The sequence below is a fragment of the Streptomyces sp. B3I8 genome (assembly GCF_030816915.1).
In the GTDB taxonomy this organism is placed as follows: Bacteria; Actinomycetota; Actinomycetes; order Streptomycetales; family Streptomycetaceae; genus Streptomyces.
The window spans coordinates 5,858,171-5,875,590 of record NZ_JAUSYN010000002.1 but is presented as its reverse complement, the minus strand read 5'-3'; the positions used below and the strand labels follow the sequence as shown (position 1 = coordinate 5,875,590).

At 67.9% G+C, this 17,420-nt stretch carries 11 protein-coding genes; 3 read left to right on the top strand and 8 right to left on the bottom strand.

Annotation, left to right across the window (positions count from 1 at the left end):
• Positions 1-386: 386 nt before the first annotated feature.
• Positions 387-641 (top strand): helix-turn-helix domain-containing protein, encoded by a 255-nt coding sequence (locus QFZ64_RS28150; RefSeq protein WP_107105032.1) that lies wholly within the window; start codon positions 387-389, stop codon positions 639-641.
• A gap of 139 nt (positions 642-780) precedes the next feature.
• Here QFZ64_RS28150 and QFZ64_RS28145 read toward each other — a convergent pair whose 3' ends face one another.
• The 6 genes from QFZ64_RS28145 to QFZ64_RS28120 all read right to left on the bottom strand — a co-directional run bounded on the left by QFZ64_RS28145 (position 781) and on the right by QFZ64_RS28120 (position 9,483).
• Positions 781-1,398 carry a hypothetical protein gene (locus tag QFZ64_RS28145; RefSeq protein ID WP_307070326.1) on the bottom strand — a complete coding sequence of 206 codons (618 nt, stop codon included), beginning with the start codon at positions 1,396-1,398 and terminating at the stop codon, positions 781-783.
• Positions 1,399-1,986: 588 nt separating this feature from the next.
• Positions 1,987-2,997 (bottom strand): hypothetical protein, encoded by a 1,011-nt coding sequence (locus QFZ64_RS28140; RefSeq protein ID WP_307070325.1) that lies wholly within the window; start codon positions 2,995-2,997, stop codon positions 1,987-1,989.
• 383 nt (positions 2,998-3,380) lie between these two features.
• Positions 3,381-4,691: an aspartate--tRNA(Asn) ligase gene (gene aspS / locus QFZ64_RS28135; protein WP_307070324.1), complete on the bottom strand. Its 1,311-nt coding sequence runs from the start codon at positions 4,689-4,691 to the stop codon at positions 3,381-3,383.
• A 782-nt stretch (positions 4,692-5,473) separates the two neighbouring features.
• Entirely contained in the window at positions 5,474-6,646 is a 1,173-nt protein-coding gene (locus QFZ64_RS28130) for a hypothetical protein (protein WP_307070323.1), read from the bottom strand.
• A 1,223-nt stretch (positions 6,647-7,869) separates the two neighbouring features.
• A complete protein-coding gene (locus QFZ64_RS28125) occupies positions 7,870-8,856 on the bottom strand; it encodes a hypothetical protein (protein ID WP_307070322.1) in 987 nt (328 codons plus the stop codon).
• Between the two features lie 48 nt (positions 8,857-8,904).
• A complete protein-coding gene (locus tag QFZ64_RS28120; protein ID WP_307071898.1) occupies positions 8,905-9,483 on the bottom strand; it encodes an SAV_6107 family HEPN domain-containing protein in 579 nt (192 codons plus the stop codon).
• 936 nt (positions 9,484-10,419) lie between these two features.
• Between QFZ64_RS28120 and QFZ64_RS28115 the strand changes: the two genes are divergently transcribed.
• Together QFZ64_RS28115 and QFZ64_RS28110 are read left to right on the top strand one after the other, a co-directional pair.
• On the top strand, positions 10,420-12,831 hold the full coding sequence (locus tag QFZ64_RS28115; RefSeq protein ID WP_307070321.1) for a hypothetical protein: 2,412 nt from the start codon (positions 10,420-10,422) through the stop codon (positions 12,829-12,831).
• An 18-nt stretch (positions 12,832-12,849) separates the two neighbouring features.
• On the top strand, positions 12,850-13,812 hold the full coding sequence (locus tag QFZ64_RS28110) for a hypothetical protein (protein ID WP_307070320.1): 963 nt from the start codon (positions 12,850-12,852) through the stop codon (positions 13,810-13,812).
• Positions 13,813-14,400: 588 nt separating this feature from the next.
• On the opposite strand, the gene QFZ64_RS28105 is transcribed toward QFZ64_RS28110, so the two are convergent.
• Entirely contained in the window at positions 14,401-15,498 is a 1,098-nt protein-coding gene (locus QFZ64_RS28105) for an IS110 family transposase (protein WP_307070319.1), read from the bottom strand.
• Positions 15,499-16,143: 645 nt separating this feature from the next.
• Positions 16,144-17,415, bottom strand: a complete 1,272-nt coding sequence (locus QFZ64_RS28100) for a hypothetical protein (RefSeq protein WP_307070318.1) — start codon at positions 17,413-17,415, stop codon at positions 16,144-16,146.
• Positions 17,416-17,420 lie beyond the last annotated feature (5 nt).

The following is a 17,420-nucleotide window of genomic DNA, read 5'->3' as shown; positions in this document are numbered from 1 at the left end:
ACATAGCCCAGGATCGCCGGTTAGCCAAACCGGCGATCCCGCGGATCATTGATGGTCCACCGCCACTACCTGCCCCTACGTCGAAAGGGATCGCCAAGACGGCTGTCAATTCAAAGCGTCGCGCGTCTGTCAGCGCTCTGCGGTGCCGCAAAGCTCCTGCGAACAGGTGCCGTGAGCACTCAAGGTCCCGTAAGGCGCGTAGCAGCATCCCGAGTACACCCGGGCATGGAGTCGACCTTGCACCCGGGGGGCTTGCTCATCGGCATCAGCCGCAGCCCGCAATGCAGGTGACCTCACTTACGTCGTCAATTTCCAGGTCGGCACCGTGATCCACAAGCACCGTCTTAACAACCGGAGAATCCGAATTGCACGGACAGACCAACGAGGTGCAAGGCACCCGTTACAGCCCAACGCACATCCGCGCCACCTGGGACGGAACGGGGAGCGTGCAAGACGCCTCCAGAGCGTTGGGGTTCTCTCGGGCGAAGGGCTACGACCTGGTGCGTCGCGGGGAGTTCCCGTGCCGCGTGCTACGCATCGGCCGTACAACACGTGTCGTCACTGCATCCTTGCTCCGCGTCCTGGAAAGCGGAGAGCCGGAGTACAACGGTGCCCTCGCCGGACACTGCACGCCGTCGTAGCCCCCCATGCGCAGACGCCCCGCCGGAGTTCCCCGGCGGGCTTCGTCGTCTCAAAGGCGCCAGCAGTGCGCCCGGCCGGCAGATGAGCTGGCCGGGCGCTTCGCTTCTGCCATCGAACGGCGGGGGCCGCTGCGCCGTCTCACTCAGAGGCGAGACACGCAGCCGGTACCCCGCGTTCACCAAGCAGTGTCCTGAGCGACGAGACCGGATCCGGTGCAGCGGTGATAGCGGTGACCTCCGTATCGCTGATCCGGATTGTCGGGAGCCCGTCGTGCACGGGCGGCAGCAGATCCGCCAGTGCGTCCCTGAAGGCGCGTTGCCGATGGCGCCCGCCCTCGCCAGGGAACAACGGCGGCTTTGACTTGCCGAAGCCGCCGCCGGGTTCACGCCCGGTGAGAGCCTGCGAGCGGGCCAACCATCTAGAAGCGTCGAAGCCGAGCTTCACGCCTGCCGGGTAGCACTCCAGCGTCAAAGCGCGGGCTGCGGTGAAGTGCTGCTTCTCGTCAACTTCCAGGATCTGCTGCTGCCCGTTCTCGCAGGTCAGCAGGACGTCCAGGCTCCGCCGCTCGCGAGAAGGGGCCTGCTCCGGCAGGACCAGCCCAGTGAGCGCGCCGTAGATGGCCGCGACCGTCTCCCACATGCCGACGCACTCGGTCCGCCCTGGCCGCCGCAACCAGGTCGGGCAGCTCTCTGGCTCAATCTCCGCCTTGACCACGTCAGGCAGTAGGCGGGTTATACCGTCCTGCAACTCCTTCACACCGACACCCTCTCACCTGATAAACCATCCGAGTATCGGCGACGCCTCTGACACCGACTCGCTCTCGTTGGCCCTGCCTCCGGCCTTCCAGCGCGGCCGGGCAGCGCCGCCCACATACGTCCACCAGCTTCCGCGCGCGTGGTCGAATGCCGATCGCGGGTCCAGCCCAGCCAGCGGGCTGGCGAGTTCTGCACGTCATCGAGCAGGGCAGCATCGTCACCTCCACTATGGAAGGCAGGCGATTTTCGGGATGTCGTCCGTGCTCGCCGGACCCCAGCGCGAGCTGATCGTGGCGAACACCAACGACGGGCTCGCCTCCGCGAGGGCTCGCGGCCGGTCCGGGAGCCCGGGCCCAAGCTCACTCCCGACCCGGCCAAGCTCGCCCAGCAGCTCTACGTCGCCCGGGAGAAGACCGTCCAGCAGATCGCAGACCTATTCGGAGTGCCCTGGTCCTCGGCCTACGGACACCTCGGCAGGAAGACTGTGCCCCGCCATCCGAAATCGAAGATCCCGCTCGCTGAGTCCCTGACGGCTACCTTGCGTTTGGGAGCAGAGGGGAGTTCGGGCCTGTTTTTCTGGTCTCCCCTGCTAGTTGGTGCTGGCGTTGTGCAGGTGTTCACCGAAGAATCCCACGACGATCAGGCCGCTTTGATCCGTGTCATCGAGGTAGTGCAAGCGCGGTGCGGGTGGCGCTCCGTCGCCGATGCGGATGTGTTCCAGCATTGCCGCGTATCCCGACGGGTCGATGTCCTCGGGGACCCGGAGTCTCCTGTCAGCCTTGCCGCGAGGGCTGCTGCTGGCGAACTTCCCCTCATTCAGAATAACCTTGACTGGTGAGAGCAAGGGGGATGGGCGGCTGCCGCAGTACGCCCTCAGGTTGGCGAAGTCAGGGCCCGCCCCGCGGCCGCGCGCCCTGGTCAGGTTCTTATCCTCGGCGTACGCCTGGATCATCGCGAGGGCGTCTGCAAGGCGCTTCCTCCAGAGCGACGCCTTTTGATGGTGCTCAAGCCGTTCGGCCTCGTCAAGATCAGCGGTGATCACGAGCAGCGTGCAGTACTGCTTCGCTTGTTCGAGGACGCCGCAAAGGGTGGGTGCATCCAACCTCAGCTGGAGGGCCTCCGCGTCTCCCACCACAATGCCGTCCTCCTGCCGGGGTCGCAGGCGTGCGATGGCAGTGTCACGGGCGCGCAGGGCTGCGTCTCGCTCCTCCTCTGCAGCTCTGAGCAGCTCGGCGAGGCTGCCCCGCTCCTTCTCCGCCGCCCTGAGCTGAGCTTCCAACTCAGCGACCTCGGGTTCCTTCGGCAGGTGCTGCACTTCCTGCACCAAGTCAGGGATCATCGATTCGAGTTTCGCTTTGAGGTCATCATGCTGGTCTATCACTTTGGCGTAGGACCTTGCCCTAGTCTCGGCCTCGCGGCGCGCGTCCCTTTCCATTTCAGCAAGGTGCTGGTACTTCGCGGTCTCCTTCCTGTATTCCTCCACGAGTGCCTTGGACAGGTTCTTAACGTTCTCGTCGAGCAACACCAGCTCAGCATGGGCCTTGATGTTGCAGTGCTGCTCTGCTGCAGGGCCAAACGGGCTCCGCGCTATCGGGTTCATGCATCCCCCTCAACGTCCGTGTGGGGTCGATCGTATGGGCGGAGCGTGACGGCCCTGACCAGTACCAGCAAGTTACTTGTCCCCTGGTGTCTGAGTTACTGAACTCTTCGGAGCGTTGTCGGCTGATCCGTGAGCTTGAGTCCAGTGCCAGCAAGGCACCCGTCGATCAGGTCTGGGCGGAGCTGAATATGACGCAGACCCCGGCGGAGGGTGCGTTCGAGATGGTCGTCGTCGGTGAAGGCGGTGTTGGCCAGCGGACCGCGCGAGCGAATCGCAGACGCTCCGCCAGGATTGGGCACATGACCTGCGTCATCTCCGCTTCTGAGACCGCGTCCCACGGTACGAGGCGTCGGCCCGTGCCGTGGGACGCATCCAGCGGCCGGTTACGGGGTGAGCCGGTTTGGCCCGCGGAAGAGGAAGCTGGCCTCGCGGATGGACTCCAGGCCGAGCATCACCATCAGCACCCGTCCGAGGCCCATGCCCAGGCCGCCGTGCGGCGGGCACCCGTACCGGAACGCGTTCAGGTAGTCCTGCATTGGCTCGGGGCTCATGACCTTCTCGGCGGCCTGCTTCAGCAGTACGTCGTAGCGGTGCTCGCGCTGCGCGCCGGTGGTGACCTCCAGCCCCTTCCACAGCAGGTCGAAGCTCAGGGTCACGCTCGGGTCGTCGTCCGGCCGCATGTGGTAAAAGGGCCGGATACTCACCGGATAGTGCGTGATGAACACGAACTCGTGCCCCGTGGCCTCCTGGATATGGGCGCTAATGCTCCGCTCGCCCTCCGGGTCCAGGTCCTCCTTGATCCCCTCCGGGTCCCAGCCGCCCTTGCGCAGGATGTCGTGCGCCTCGGCCATGGTGATGCGGGGGAACGGCGTCTCGGGGACAGTGATCTCCACGCCGAACTGTTCCCGGACGGCCTCGCCGTGGGTGTCGGCGACCTTGGCGATCGCGTGGGCGAGCATCCGCTCCTCGAACACCATGACGTCCTCGACACCGTCGATCCATGCCAGCTCGACGTCGACGCCAGTGAACTCGGTGGCGTGCCGGGAGGTGAACGACGGCTCGGCACGGAAAACGGGGCCGATCTCGAAGACCTTGTCGATCCCGGCCGCGATCGCCATCTGCTTGTAGAACTGGGGCGACTGCGCCAGGTAGGCGCTGCGGCCGAAGTAGCCGAGCTTGAAGACCTCAGCGCCGGACTCCGAGGCGGTGCCCATGAGCTTGGGGGTGTGCATCTCGGTGGCGCCCTGCGCGTAGGCGTACTCGCGCATCCCGTGCTCCAGGGTGGTCTGCACGGCGAACATCAGCTGGGTGGCGGGACGGCGGCGCACGTCCAGGAAGCGCCAGTCCAGCCGGTGCTCGATCCCGGTGTGCTCGTCGATCGGCAGCGGTGTGGCGGCCTGGTTCAGCACCTGGATCGTCTCAGGGACGAGTTCGAGGCCACCGAGCTTGACCTGGGCGGCGTCCACGACGCGGCCGGTGATCTTGACGGCGGACTCGGCGGTGAGGGCTTCGAGCTGGACCTCCAGCGGCCCGCTGTCCCGCCTGTGGGTGACTTGCACCAGACCGGTGCTGTCCCGTACGACGACGAACTGCATCTTGCTCTGCAGGCGAAGGGTGTTTACCCATCCGCAGACGGTTACGGTGCGGCCGACGTGTTCTCGCAGGTCGGAGACGTGTACGTGGCTTTGGATCATTGCGGTCCTCCGAAGGACATCGTCATGATCCCTTAGGAGTGCGGGCGAGAAGGGCAACTCGCGGTACCACCGCACTTTCGCCGTCACCTGCCGGTGGCAGCCTCATTCGGGCCCGGTGACGGGGGCCGGCCGGCGGGGTTGGGACACCCAGGGGCGCCGTTTCTCCCCGCGCTCGGGAGGGTCTTCACCTTGGGGTGCGAGACCGCCTTCACAGCTTCCGGCGGCTCTCTCGGCTCGCGAGATCCCTGGCTACTCGTCTCCGTCAACGCGTTGCCCGGAAGGATATGGATCTCACGGGTACCGCCGCAACCAAGAACGGCGAACCCCGCTATGGGAACTGGCCCTGTCTCGGGAAGTCCAGTGAGCAACCACCCCCCAAAAGGAGCGGCACCGAAGATGCGGTGGATCTTGATCTATTTGACCACCGGCGTGATCTTTCCCGTCCACCGTCCCAGCCGCGGAGCCCCGCGCTCACTGAGCAGAAACGTCAGAAGCTCCCTGGTCATCTTCGCCACCCCTAACGCCTCATCAAGCATCCCGTAAGGCGTGCGTCACCGGCGTCACTCCGCCAACACCCTCGCCGCAGTCGCCCGTCGCTGCACCGCACGGGTATAGGCCGCTGGCCTCGGAGCGTACGGGCGTCCACCCGGTGTACGACGGATGCTCCCCGAACCCGGTCGAGCGGCCTCCCCAGTCCACGCAGAGGCCCCCACCGAACGCTGCCGTGTGTATGAGGTGATCTCACCGGGGTGCCGCTGTCGAGACTGACGGGGCCGCTGCCGTCATCTCGGGTCACTCCGGGGGAAGGCGTCGCCGGTGGGCCAGCGTTCCGGCAGACCGAGAGCGGTGTGGACGGAGCGAATCGCGGGCTGGCGCTTGACCTGGATCCCCGCCAGTTGCGCGGTTGCCCAGGTAGGGAAGATGGGGGCAGGAAGCGAGGCGGGATCCGGGCTTTGCCAGAGAACGGGAGTGTTTTTCGTCCAGGTCCAGGGTGCTGGGTTGTTCACGACGAGCACGCCGCTGACACGGCTGTGGGCATGGTCGTAGGTGGCAGTCCAGTAGCCATCGGGCTTTCGGCTGAAGGTCGATCCGCTGTCGTAGGCGTACTCGACCGTACTCCCGTACAGCGCTCTCTCGATGTCCTCATCTTCGGGGAAGTCGGCTGCATGGCCTACCGCCACGATGAATGGCAGCTCCAGGTCACCATACTTCCCGCCCTTGTGTGTGACGGCGTGGAGCACTCGCTCCGATCCGTCCTCGACCGCCCATGCCGAGGGGTAGACGCCGATTGTCCTGCTGGATGGATTGCCACGTTTGCCTGGGCTGCGGGGGATCGCTTGAAACGTGAGGCACCAGCCAGCCTCTTGCCAAGTGTGACGGGGAAGCGGCACCTTGCGCTCATGGTCGGCGATGACCTGGTCGGGGTCCAAGCTTGCAAGCCATCGCGTCAGCCCGGACTTCAGCCGTCTCTGCGGCGGCGTTGCCGTACTGGCGCTGTGGAGTTCGCAGGATACGAAGAAGTTCGGACTCGGCACGCGATCGATGGCATCGCTCAACTGCGGTGGGAGTGAGTAGGGCCCAGCGTCGCGCTTCTGAGCCTTCCAGATCGCCTCGACGACGAACTGCTCGTTGCCGCGCGTAACCAGGAAGTCGGGCTTATAGCCACCTGTTCCCGTTTGCTGCTCAACCTCCACGCTGCAACCTGAACCGAGCAACATCTGGTGCAGGTACAACTCCCACAGCGCAGAGTAGACGTTCGTGTCGGAGTTTCGGTCCCGCAGCCGGCTGAGCAGGCCGGGTTGAGCCTGATCAGGGAAGCGCGACCACCATTCGTTGATCACATCCCGAACCTGGTCCCAGAACGGACCGGCGACCCTCTCGAAGAACTCGGCCTGTGACTCGGCCGCCCGCTTCGGCGCCGCATCCGTCCGATTCCGGCTCGCGTATACACCCATGACAGACGATCGTAGGTCGCTCCGCGGGCCATTCTCATTCCCTTTCCACTGCGTCCCGACGACCGCAGGGCTCAACCGAGTCAGCCGTTCTCACACCTTCCGGTCCCCTGTTGAAGTGGCCGACCCGAGGAAGTGCCCACAGGCCGGTTTGGCCTCCAGCGGGGGCACAGGTGCGAGATGCGCGAGTGCTCGGACCAAGACCGGCGGGCGCCCTACCGCCAACCGCGTTGACCATCACCTCGCTGGCGACGCGGACGCGTTGCCCCAACCAGCAATGCTGGTTGGGCTTGCAACTCACCCTCACGCTGAGCGGAGCAGGGTATCCGTCAAAGGCCGGTTACCGAAACCGGTGATTCCTTGGACTATGGGCAGTCCACCGCGTCTCCCCGCTTCCCCGCTGCCCGGGAAGCAATCAAGCCGGAAAGGCACTGTTGACAGGAATGCCCAGCCAGAGCAGCGAAACGCATCACGGCCCGTTCAGCCCCGAGCACATCCGCGCCACCTGGAATGGGACCGCGAGCGTCGAGGACGCCGCCCAGGCGTCCGGCTTGTCGAGATCGAAGAGCTACGACTTGTTCGCCGCCGGGAATTCCCCTACCGCGTGCTGCCGATAGGCCGCACCGCCCGCGTCGTCACCGCCTCGCTCCTCCCCGTACTCGAGAGCGGCGAGCCGGAGTACAACGGCGCCCCCAGTACAAGCCCCAATCCGTCTTGACCAACTGCACGACGACGTCCCGCTGGAGCAAGCCGGCGGGGCGTCGTCGTATCACGTCCCCATCTATGCAGCACCCCCGTCGGAGCATGCCGAAGGGTCCTTACACATCACAGCCCCTATGAGCGGGGTGCCGGCTGTAGCTGTTTGACCAGGTGGAAGACCTCGCGGGCCGCGTAGCGCTTTAGGCAAGGGACGATTTCGCGACGGGACTTACCCCCTTGATCGGCGCTCGTAGTAGTCCTGAGCGCGCGGGGTCGACGGCCCCGCAGGAGCGATCATCATCACCATCCGCGGAGCATCCCCGCGGGGGCGCGGGGTCGACGCGACCGATCAAAACTACGGTCGACGTTGTACGGGCACCTCGTCCGCCCCGCCTGGGACCACCGCAAGACGATCCGGCGAGCAGCTGTTCGGCCCGCCTCTACGTCAGTCAGACGAGAAGTCGCATCCAAGAGACGCAACTCGCCCACAGATGCCGGGCTGACTCCCGCCGTCAGCGGGCGGTCGCTCACCGAGGCTCGCCCATGCCAGGCGGGGAGCGGAAGCGGTTCAAAGCGACAGCTCGGTCGTGGAATCGGGAACGGGACATCCGAGAGACCATGCGCCACATTTCTCTCTCTTCTGCGATGTCCTGTGGCAGCTCAAGGCCCATGGCCTGAGCCAATGGGTGGCGCCCCAGGTTGACCAGTGCGCGGACGGCTGCCGCCCATTCATCAGTTGCTGCAACCGCGGCCCGATACCAAAGCGGGCACAGAGCGCAGAGGACGCCGGCCGTGCCGAGGAGAACTGGGGGATCGGCACTATCAACCGATGTGGCACACAGGGCCATGGCGACGAGGACTGTGTGCCCGTACAGCAGGGCTATGAAGAAGTCGACGCTGGTGCGCGCGGTGTCGACCTGCCGACGAGCTTGCTCGGGTGCCATCGCGGTGAGCTCGTTCCAAAGCACCTGAGAATCTAGGCGATACCGGTCATATCCGTACTCCTCCAAGCGTCGAATGGCGTTGCCAAGCCTAGTAGGAGTGACCTGGTCGTCCTGCACCGGATATCTGGCCAGCCGCTCACCAAGCAGCGCCTGCTGCGTCGCTGTTAGTACTTCGTCGCGCGGATCCGGCACGGCCGGGGCTTCTCCGTCAGGGGTAAGTGGCGTCTGTGCAGTGCCTGCCGACTGCACCCGCTCAGCTGCAGCCCGACGCGCGCGGCGCGTCCGTGTCAGTTCATCGGCCAGTTCGCTACGGCGCTTGCGGTGGTGGCGACAGCGCCGCGCATACAGTCGCGCCGGCCAGAGCAGATACCCCTCCAAAACTCGATAGAGGGGAACTTGCAAGGCATTGAGGATAAGGCCCGTCAATACGGAAGCAATCAGTAACAGCAGCGCCTTGGCGCCCGGCGAGGCAGTGAATATCTGGTTCGCCACCGGGACCTGGCGCAGGCTGGGCCCCATGGTGATGGCCAGAATGCCCAAGTTGATGGCTGTCGGCAGGATCCAGCCCACCAACAGGCTCCACCCGCCACCGAGAACACCCTTGGCGATATCCCCCAACTACTCGTCCCATTCATCGTCGTCATCGCCCAGTGGAGGGCCCGGCGGGGTGTGACCAAGGGGCATGTCGAGCGGTGGGCTTTCGAGAGCTGCGCGCTCCTCGGCGTCTCGGAACTCGGGCTCCGGGTCCGGCAGTCGCAGATCCCCAAGCTGCCGAGAGTCAGACAGGAGTATCCGCTGGCTAATCCGGAGAAACATCCGAGCATCGCGAAGCAAGTCCTCCGCTTCGCGCATGCTCGCCGCGCCTGGGAGGTCGGCCTCGGCGCGAGCGCGCGTTTGAGCCCTAGCCGCGAATAGAACGCTCCACTCGGTCAGCTCCGGAGCTACTTCAGGAAGCACCTCCCATGCGCTGCGGATCCGCCTGCGGCGTCCATCGCTCGCGCCTTCCGGCGGCCGCCCTCGGGCAGCAAGCACGGCGGCGGCGGTGCGTAGTGCTGCCAGATGAGCCGTGGCGAAACGACCATTCGCAGACTCCATCGCAGATGCCTCTTGCAGGCCAGCCTCTGCCTGGGCCAACAGCTCCAGCGCAGGACGGGGAACGGTCCCCTGACGCCTGCGGGCTCTCGCAGCGAGATCCATCAACTCTCGAAGGCGCGTTATCAGCGCCTGTGGGACGTTGGTGACTGCCAAAGCGTCATCCAGCTGGTGGGCGACCGTTCCAACCGTTCGTTCCGCATCGGCGATCTCGTCGAACGCGCGGTATACGAGTGCCACGGCCCTGACGGTCTGGGCGTCCGTACCAGCCGCGAGGTGGAGGCGAATTTCCGCTAGGCACTGTGCGACTGCCGTAGAGGTCCCCGGGACGTCATTGACGTCCTCCCCATAGGTGAAACGGATAACGGTGCCGCCATGGCCATCCGAAACAGCACCCTCTTTGACCGCAGATCGTCGACCATTGCCCGCCGCCATCACACCCCCGAAGCCAACACGAATGTTGCACACGACGCCCTCACCAGTGGTGGCGTAAGGCCGCGCGATCCGCCCGAGGTTATCGCGCGGGGAACCTCCAGGACACGTGCGAGCCGGACATGCGACGCAGGATACTCACCGCAGGTTCCGCCTTCGGGCACCATCGCGGGACGGTGGCATACAAGCGGCCTCGTCCGAAGGGCCAGGTGCAACCGCGACTGCTCTCGTAGTACCGGAAGAGCGTGGCCTGGTACACGACCTCGTACAGCGCCCAGGAGCGGCCCAGCGGTGCGTCCGGCTGCCAGTGCGGCGGGGCGGGACCGCCTCTCAACACCAACTCTTGTGCACAGGTGTGCAGTCGGACCTCGACGCCAGCTTCGCACAGCAGCGCCGCGCTCTCCTGCGCAGACTGTCCGGCGCCCACCACGAAGACATCCGTCCCCGGAGAGCCGCACGTTGGCACACGACCGGCTGGCGGAGTTGCTGACCGAGCCTGCATGGACCGCCACAGAGCCCGCACAGACAGCCACACAGCCTGCCGCACGACGCCCCCGCCCCGCCGAAATCCGCAGGCGCCACCCCCGCCCGCCAGGCAGAATCGCCCTCATGTCCCAGCGCGCCGAACACCTGCTCACAGCCGTCGACCGGCTCTCCTACCCCCACCGCATGCGTGAGCTGGCCTCCGCTGCCCGGCGCGCCGCGGCAATGGGGGCGGTCGACGAGCTTGTGACCGGGCTCGCCGCCCACGGCGTCTACGGGCGGCGGCTCGCCGCCACCGTGGCGGACATGGTGCGCCACGACGGGTATCTGGAGGGCTGCCTCGCGGACCCCGACCGCCTCGTCCGCGCCCCCGCGATCAGGGCGCTGCTGCAGGGGCGGCTCACGGACGCCACCGTGATCGAGGCCATCGAGGACGCACCCGCCGCCGTGCGGCAGCAGCTCGTGCACGCCATCGCCGTGGCGGGGCGTACGGGCCTCGCCGAGGTGCTGGTCGGGCCGACGTACCGGCGATGGGGCGCCGAGGCCGCCGCGGAACTGCTCGCCGCCTGCACGGTGGAGACCGCCGCCCGGCTGCTGCCCCGCCTGTTCCGCGGACTGAGCTCCTACCGGCTGCTCGCCGCCCGCCATCCCGCTCTGCTGCTCGCCGAGATGGAGCGGCAGCTCGACACCCTCCCCGCCGTCGTACGGGACGGCTGGCTGGCGTCCCACGCGGACGCGCTCGCGCTCCTCGCCGAACGGGATCCGCTCGGCGTGCTGGCTGTGCTCGAGCGTTACGAGACGCTGCCGATGCCCGTGGACCGCAAGCTGCACCTCCTGGTCGAGGCGGATCCCGGCCGCACGGTGCGGCTGCTGCTACGCCCGAAGCTGCGGTCCCGGCTGAACAGCGGCCGCCTCGAACCCGCCGTGCTGCGCCGCCTCGTCCGCCACGCCCCGGCGGAACTCACCGACCTCGCCTGCGCCTGGAGCGACAACGCAGCCGCTCTCGCCCGGCTGCTGGCCTGTCTGCCGCCCTCCCGCCGCGGCGCCCTGTTCGACGCGGCGATGGAGGGCAAGGACCTCGCCCACGCGGGCCTCAGTCCCGCCCTGCTCGACGTACTGCCGTACGAGCGGCGCACTGCCGAGGCTCGGCGGATAGCGACGCTGGCCCGCGGCAGGGGCGCGCACTGGACGCAGATACTGACGGCAGCCGCCTATCTGCCGCCGGACGAGGTCCGTGACGACCTTCTCACCGCCGTCCGCCGCTCCGCCGCGGACGACCGCGCCACGGCGTACCCACTGCTCGTCCGCAACGCGGCACGCTCCCGCGACCCACAGGAAGTGAGCCGGTTGCTGCGTGCGCTGCTGCGGCTGCGCAATGAACAGGACTCGGTCCGCAGCGCCGCCCTCTCCGCACTGGCGGAGGTGCGCCCTTCGCTGTTCGCAGAGGACGCCGCAGAGGACCTCAGACGAATCGCCATCGACGCCGTCGAAGCCCGCGACTCCTCCTGGAGCACCCGTCACGCGCTCAGCACGCTCGCCCTGTCCGTGCTGCGCGAGCACGCCGTCACGGGCGGCACGCGGCTCATCGGCTGGGCCCTCGACACCCTCACCCGGCTGTCCGGCCACACCGGCGGCGCGAACGTCGGCCGCCTCGACATCGTGCTGCGGCGCGGCCAGGAGTACGAGGTGCTGGCGGCGCTACGGCCGTGGCTGGAGGCCGCCACCGACAAGGCCGACTACTCGCTCGTCTTCGCACTCGTACGGGCACTCGGGCGGCGCGCGTGGGGGATGGCCGAACTCCAGGAGTACCTGTGGCAGGCCGTCCAGTTCGGAAACGACGCGTCCGTCCGCACCGCCGTCGACCTCTGGCTGGAGCAGCCGAAGGGGCGCGACGAGCGGGTGGAGCGGCTCGTGCGGCTGGAGCCGTCCGCCGCCGTCCTGCCGTCCGTTCTGAGAGTCCTGACGGGGCGGCGTACGGACCTGCTCGACCCGGTGCTGGCGGACACCCCACCGTACGGCCGCTTCCTGACCGCCCGCAGCCACTGGACGCCACCCACCTACCGGGCCCACCGCTGGGTGCCGCGCCAGCAGCGGGCGGCGGCGGAGCTGCTCGCGCGCACGGCGGGCGACGCGGGGCAGCTGGTGCATGTGCGCGTCCAGGCACTCTCGGCGGCGGCAGTGATCCCGGAGGCGGGCCTGGAAGTCGTCCGCCGCTACACGGGATCGTCGAACATCCCGCTGGCGGAGGCGGCCCTCGGCGCACTGCCGTGGACCGACCGCCCCGACGAGGTGCTGCCGCTGCTGCTGGAGCACGCGGGCGGCGACCGCGCCCGGGTCGCGGTCTACGCGGCGACTCGGGCCGCACAGTACGTCGCGCCGTCGCGGCTCGCCACGGAGCTCCGCAGGCTGCTCACGCCGAAGGACCCGCGGACGGTGAAGGTCACCAGCCGCAAGGAGGCGGTGCGCCTCACGGCGACGATGCTGCCCCCGGCGCAGGCGGCGCCGCTGCTGTGGGAAGCGTTCGAGCTGCCCGGGTAGCACCACGACGTTCAGTCGGTGTGCGTCGCGTTTGCCCAGGGGATGCTGGCGGAGCCGGCCAGCTGGCCCATGCTGGAGTCGGCCGCGCAGGGACGCACGGAGCTCCGCCAGGAGCTGGCACGGGCGGCCGTGGCCGAGGTGGACGAGGAGCATCGGGCCAGGTACGCAGGGCTGCTGCATCGCGCCTGCGAGCCGCTCGAACCGGAAACGGCTGCGGCGCTGTTCCCAGCACTGGCGGAATGGGCACCGTGGCAGCCGGAGATCGCCGAGATGCTGGTGGCCGCCACCACGGACCTTGACGATCGGGCGGTGTGGGCGATGGCCGGGCAGGAGCTGGTGGAGCTCGCGGCGGACGACGACGGCCCGTACCTTCGGGCCCTGCGGGCGATGCTGGAAGCCACAGGAGACCCGGACCAACCCGACGCCGAGCCCGAACGCGACCAGCCGGCCCTGCAGCGGGGCGCGAGCCTGCTGCACCACCTCCTGCTCCACCATCGCTACCGGGGCGGGGGCCGGCCGACGGCGGACGTGCTGCTGCGCGCCGCCGACACTGCCGCCGGGCACGAGGATTTCGCGCGCTCCGTCGCCGAACTCCGGCTGTACGCCCTCGAACTGAACAAGGACGCCACCGCGCTGTCGTCGGGCCTGCGCCGATTGGCTGCCGACTGCGAAGGACGTCCGCTGCTCGCCCGGGACATCGCCGAAGGGCTCAGCTCGCGGCTCAGCGCGATCAGCGGCCCAGCGCCAGACGCGTGGTTGGAGACCGCCCGCACGCTGGGTGCGGAACCGGGCCTGGCCCAGGGCCTGTTCGCCATCAGGCTCATCGTCGCCGGCGGCAGCCGCTCTCGGTGGACGGAGCCGTGGCGCGGCCAGCTCCGCACCCTGCGCCGGCACGCACACCCCGACGTCCGCGCGTCGGCACGCGAGACGGTCACGGCACGGGAGGCGCCGCCGTCGGTCCCAGGGACGATCCAGTGGTGACCGGGACCCGCGCGGTGGCGCCGGGCCGGTGGCCGCCAGGCCCTGATACGGCGGCCAGCCACACCCAGCCGGCGAACGGACCGACACCGTCGAACGCTCCCCCGAAGACCAGCTTGCGGGCCCACCCAGGAGATCACGCCCGCCAGCGCAACCTCCGACCCCAGGCGCGTTGCCGAGATCGAAGCGGCACACCACAGGCGCATCCACCGGGAAGCCGCCACAAAAGAGGCCCGCATCCAGTACGTCGAGGCTCAGCGCGCGCCATCCCCACCATCGCGCCAGCCATGCCGCCGAGCCAGACCAAAACACAACCAGCCGACCGGGGGCTTCGTCGCGCTGCCAGCTGTCACGGGCGAGTCACAAACGCCGTGGACACACTCTCGGCACAGGATCTCGAAACCAGACATATATGCCCGCACAGGACTGGATGGACGCCCCTGGACGCCTTCTACGACATGTGCCATGTGGTACCCAGTGAGGGACCCAAGATCAGGACCGGAGCGTCTTCTGGCCCGTCAAAGCGGTATTGCAGGGTGTTCGGTGGTGTCTCACTCACGCCCCAGACCCTCTCACGTCTCACGGACGCCCCTATAACGCGGGGGTGCGGGCAACCCGTCTGACCAGGTTGAATACCTCGCGGGCTGCGTATCGCTTGAGGCATCGGATGATCTCACGGCGGGTCTTGCCCTCCTGGGTGCGGCGTTCGTAGTACGCCTGGGTGCGCGGGTCGTGGCGCAGGCGGGTGAAGACGATGCGGTGCAGGGCCGCGTTGGCCTGGCGATCGCCGCCGTGATTGAGCCGGTGCGTGCTCCGACGGCCGGAGGAGTACTCGATGGGGCTGACTCCGCAAAGGGCAGCAAACGACGCCTCGGTGTTCAGTCGCTCGGGGTTGTCTCCCATGGTGATCAGGAGCGTGACGGCGCTGTCCGGGCCGATGCCCACCGGTTCGAGCAGCTGTGGGGCGTGGTGTTCGACGAGCCCGGTCAGGCGCTGGTTCAGCTCATTGATCTGCCCAGTGAGCTGCTCGATACGCTCGGCGAGCATGCGCAACGTCAGGTGGGTGGCCTGTGCCACCGCGTCCTCGTCTCCCTCAGCGTCGGGTGGGCCGAGGCGTGCGCAGGTGCGGAACAGCTCGGCATTGCCCAGGCCGGAGAGCTGTTCCCGCAGAACGGGGTCGGCGATTACCAGGACGGCCTTGAGCTGGTTGATCGCCTGGGTGCGGGCCTTGACCGCGGAGTCCTTGGCGAGCTTGAACAACCGGGCACTTTGCACCGGACCGTCACCGGACTTGGCCCGGGCCCGGGCGCGACCGCTGAGCACGGCCCGCGCGGCAGCCTGCGCGTCGAGCGGGTCCGACTTCCCGAGCAGTCGGCGGGCCGAGCGGTCGGGCCGGTTCACTTCGAACACCTGGATCTGCTGGGCCAACAGGTAGCGGGACAGGCCCGCGCCGAAGGTGCCGGTGCCCTCCACACCGGCCCGGCGCACCGTCCCCCGCTTACGGGCCCACACGAGCAGCTGCCGGTAGCCGGCCGCCGTGGCCGGAAAGGACTCCGTGCCCAGGATCTTCCCGAGCGGGGAGACCACGGCGGCGACATGCACCTCGCCGTGCGTGTCCACGCCCAGGACGACCTCGCTCGGAACAGGAGGATCCGTGGTGGAGGAGGTGCTGCGCTGTCTGGTCGTCATGGTGGTTCGCCTTCCCGCGGGTGACGTGCTGGGTGGACGGCACCGGCCCGCTCGGGCGGTCTGAACCGTGATGGCGCCTGAAACTCGGCAAGGCCCCTATGGGGACACGCCCCTGTGGCTCGGTACCTGCAGGTGCTGTCCCGCAACGACAGTCGACACGCCTGTGACTGGACACTTGGGTCATATATCTCATGAGTCAGACCCCCGTCCGGAACGGCACCGCGCAACCGTCCCATCGGTCCCGGTACAACGGCATGACCCGACCACAGCCGAAAAGCTTCGCCCGAACCGGTGCTCAACATGGCCAGGGCGAGCTGCCCTGTGTTGCCTCTTCGTCTACTCACGACCGGCATTGACGGACAGCCTTGCCGCCCGCCTTACGAGCTGTCGTTCGTCGACCATGGCACGAACGGCACGAGACACCGTCCACGGGGCGGGCCTCGCGCAGCCCGGCGAAGACTCCTCACTGCCGAGGGCGTCTCGGGTCCTCCCCCGGTCGAGCAGCTGCCGGCGTGGCGTTCCCCGAGTCGGGCCAGTCGGCCTTCACTTCCTGCCTCCGAGGCTCCCTGGTGTGTGCCGAGGAAGCGCGGTTCTCTGCGCTGCCTCGGCACTCTGGGCCTGCCCGGTCGGGCGCTGTGCGGTCTGTCAGCCCATGTCCGTCAGGAGGGCATTCAGTTCTTTCTCCTGCTGCGCAGGCGACATCGGCGGGTTCGAGTGGTCGATGCCGAACGTCTTGAGCATCTTGTCCATCTGGGCGTCGATGGAGGTCCAGCCGGTCTGGTCCAGCGGCTGCAGCGACGCCTGGTCGGCGTCCCACAGGTCACGCAGCTTCTGGGCGGCCGCGTGGGCCCCGGTCTCGTTCCCCGAGCGTGCGTCCTTGAGCGAGGTGGAGGCGAGGGTCTTCAGCGCGGCGACCTTGGCGGGCGGGAACTTCTTCACCGCCTGGCCGGGGGCCATCTGGACGGCGGAGGTGTTGTCCTCCTCCGGCGCCGGGCCGACGTGCGGCTGGCCGTGGGCCCAGACGAGCAGGCCCGCGGTGGCGACGGCGAGCAGTCCGAAGCCGGCCAGCGCGACGCGCTCCTTGCGGGGGTCGCCGGTGGTGTGTGCGGCGTGGGTCGCCTCGTGGGTCTCGGTCACGTCAGAGCGCGTCACCGTCAGGTAGATCACCGTGGCCAGGATGAGGCCGAGGAAGATCAGGCTGGTAGTGAACGTGCCCAGGGCGAGGCCGGTCGGCTCGCCGGGCTGGGCGACCTTCGGGGAGGCGAGCCAGTCGCCGATGTTCGCGCCCAGCGGGCGGGTCAGGATATAGGCGAGCCAGAAGGACAGCACCGGGTTGGCGCCGAACTTCCACAGCGCGGTGATCGCCGCGATGAGGCCGAGCGGCAGCAGGACCGAGACTCCCGGGCTCCAGCCGGTCAGTTCCAGGGTCCAGTCGCCGGTCGCGGTGCCGAGCGCGAAGGTGACGAGAACGGCGAGCCAGTAGAACGACTCCCGCGGAAGCGTGGTGACCGAGTGGATCGACAGGGTGCGCTCCCGCGCCCACCACACGCCGAAGACCGCCGCGAGCAGCACCGAGAAGACCGCGGAACTGATCCACAGCGGCACGTTCAGCTGGTCGGTCAGGATGTCGGTGTACAGGGTGCCGGTGACGCTGACAACGACCACGGTCAGCCAGTACGGGAACGGGACGTACCGCTTCAGCCGCAGCTGGACGGCCAGGGCCACCACGAACACCGCGGTGAAGATCCAGGCGGTGTTCACCAGGCCGACGCCCAGCTTCATGTTGATCCAGTCGGCAAAGCTCTCACCGACGGTCGTGCACAGGACCTTGATCACCCAGAACCAGATGGTGACCTCGGGAACCTTGTTGAGCATGAGACGCCCACTGCGCGCGCGTGCTTCCGTTGTCGTTGTCATGCGGG